Raw genomic sequence first — 2,368 nt, forward strand, 5'->3', positions numbered from 1 at the left:
TTATGCCAGTTCTGTCATGCACCCCCGTGTGTGGTGGGCTGGTTTTCAGCTGGTTTCGAATTTTGTGCAGCCATGTTCTTGCCGTTATTTCCGGTGGGTGTGGTTGTGTCTGTTATTTTTCAACGGAGAGTTTGATCCTGGCTCAGGATGAACGCTGGCGGCGTGCTTAACACATGCAAGTCGAACGATGATCCCAGCTTGCTGGGGGATTAGTGGCGAACGGGTGAGTAACACGTGAGTAACCTGCCCTTGACTCTGGGATAAGCCTGGGAAACTGGGTCTAATACCGGATATGACTCCTCATCGCATGGTGGGGGGTGGAAAGCTTTTGTGGTTTTGGATGGACTCGCGGCCTATCAGCTTGTTGGTGGGGTAATGGCCTACCAAGGCGACGACGGGTAGCCGGCCTGAGAGGGTGACCGGCCACACTGGGACTGAGACACGGCCCAGACTCCTACGGGAGGCAGCAGTGGGGAATATTGCACAATGGGCGCAAGCCTGATGCAGCGACGCCGCGTGAGGGATGACGGCCTTCGGGTTGTAAACCTCTTTCAGTAGGGAAGAAGCCGTAAGGTGACGGTACCTGCAGAAGAAGCGCCGGCTAACTACGTGCCAGCAGCCGCGGTAATACGTAGGGCGCAAGCGTTATCCGGAATTATTGGGCGTAAAGAGCTCGTAGGCGGTTTGTCGCGTCTGCTGTGAAAGACCGGGGCTCAACTCCGGTTCTGCAGTGGGTACGGGCAGACTAGAGTGCAGTAGGGGAGACTGGAATTCCTGGTGTAGCGGTGAAATGCGCAGATATCAGGAGGAACACCGATGGCGAAGGCAGGTCTCTGGGCTGTAACTGACGCTGAGGAGCGAAAGCATGGGGAGCGAACAGGATTAGATACCCTGGTAGTCCATGCCGTAAACGTTGGGCACTAGGTGTGGGGGACATTCCACGTTTTCCGCGCCGTAGCTAACGCATTAAGTGCCCCGCCTGGGGAGTACGGCCGCAAGGCTAAAACTCAAAGGAATTGACGGGGGCCCGCACAAGCGGCGGAGCATGCGGATTAATTCGATGCAACGCGAAGAACCTTACCAAGGCTTGACATGAACCGGTAATACCTGGAAACAGGTGCCCCGCTTGCGGTCGGTTTACAGGTGGTGCATGGTTGTCGTCAGCTCGTGTCGTGAGATGTTGGGTTAAGTCCCGCAACGAGCGCAACCCTCGTTCTATGTTGCCAGCGGTTCGGCCGGGGACTCATAGGAGACTGCCGGGGTCAACTCGGAGGAAGGTGGGGACGACGTCAAATCATCATGCCCCTTATGTCTTGGGCTTCACGCATGCTACAATGGCCGGTACAAAGGGTTGCGATACTGTGAGGTGGAGCTAATCCCAAAAAGCCGGTCTCAGTTCGGATTGGGGTCTGCAACTCGACCCCATGAAGTCGGAGTCGCTAGTAATCGCAGATCAGCAACGCTGCGGTGAATACGTTCCCGGGCCTTGTACACACCGCCCGTCAAGTCACGAAAGTTGGTAACACCCGAAGCCGGTGGCCTAACCCTTGTGGGGGGAGCCGTCGAAGGTGGGACCGGCGATTGGGACTAAGTCGTAACAAGGTAGCCGTACCGGAAGGTGCGGCTGGATCACCTCCTTTCTAAGGAGCTGCTTACAACATGTGTCCCTGCCTGCATGGGTGGGGGTGTGGTTGTCAGTGTTGCCCATTGCGCAGGCGTTTGTTCTGCGGTGGGTGCTCATGGGTGGAATATCAACGAATCAAGCTTTTGTTTGGCATGGCCTTTGTGGTGGTGTCCTGGTGCTAGTACGGCAGCCTTTGCGGGTTGTTGGGAACGTGTCCGGGGTGCTGGTTGTGGGGGTTGTGTTTGGCGCACTGTTGGGTCCTGAGGCAACAGGACCTTTTTGCAGCAATGCATTGGAGACTGGTGTTTCTTTTGTTCCTGCTTCCGGTTCCTGGTCACCCCTTGTGTGGGTGGGTGGGGCTGGTTGATGGGGTTGTTGTTTGAGAACTACATAGTGGACGCGAGCATCTGGGACACACGCACTTGTGTGTGTGTTCCATACAGCAATTTCTTTTTGATGAACCTGGCCTTTGTGGTCGTGGTTCTCTCGAATAGTTGATGCATCATGATCGGGCGTTTTGTTCGATGTGTGTGGTCAAGTTTTTAAGGGCACACGGTGGATGCCTTGGCATTAGGAGCCGAAGAAGGACGTAGGAATCTGCGATAAGCCTGGGGGAGTTGATAACCGAGCGTTGATCCCAGGATGTCCGAATGGGGAAACCCCGCACAACGCTGTGAGGTGATTGTGTGACCCGCATCTGAACACATAGGGTGCGTGGGGGGAACGCGGGGAAGTGAAACATCT

The 2,368-nt window shown here is 55.7% G+C and carries 2 rRNA genes (1 of these 2 cut by a window edge); both read left to right on the forward strand.

The features are described from left to right. Positions 1 to 119: 119 nt before the first annotated feature. A 16S ribosomal RNA gene (locus tag ACFUOZ_RS21230) occupies positions 120 to 1,640 on the forward strand. Positions 1,641 to 2,156: 516 nt separating this feature from the next. Continuing rightward, positions 2,157 to 2,368 (forward strand): 23S ribosomal RNA (locus tag ACFUOZ_RS21235) (it continues 3,126 nt past the right edge of the window). The 16S and 23S rRNA genes sit together here, the layout of an rRNA operon.

Source organism: Paenarthrobacter sp. NPDC057355, from assembly GCF_042667405.1.
GTDB lineage: Bacteria > Actinomycetota > Actinomycetes > Actinomycetales > Micrococcaceae > Arthrobacter.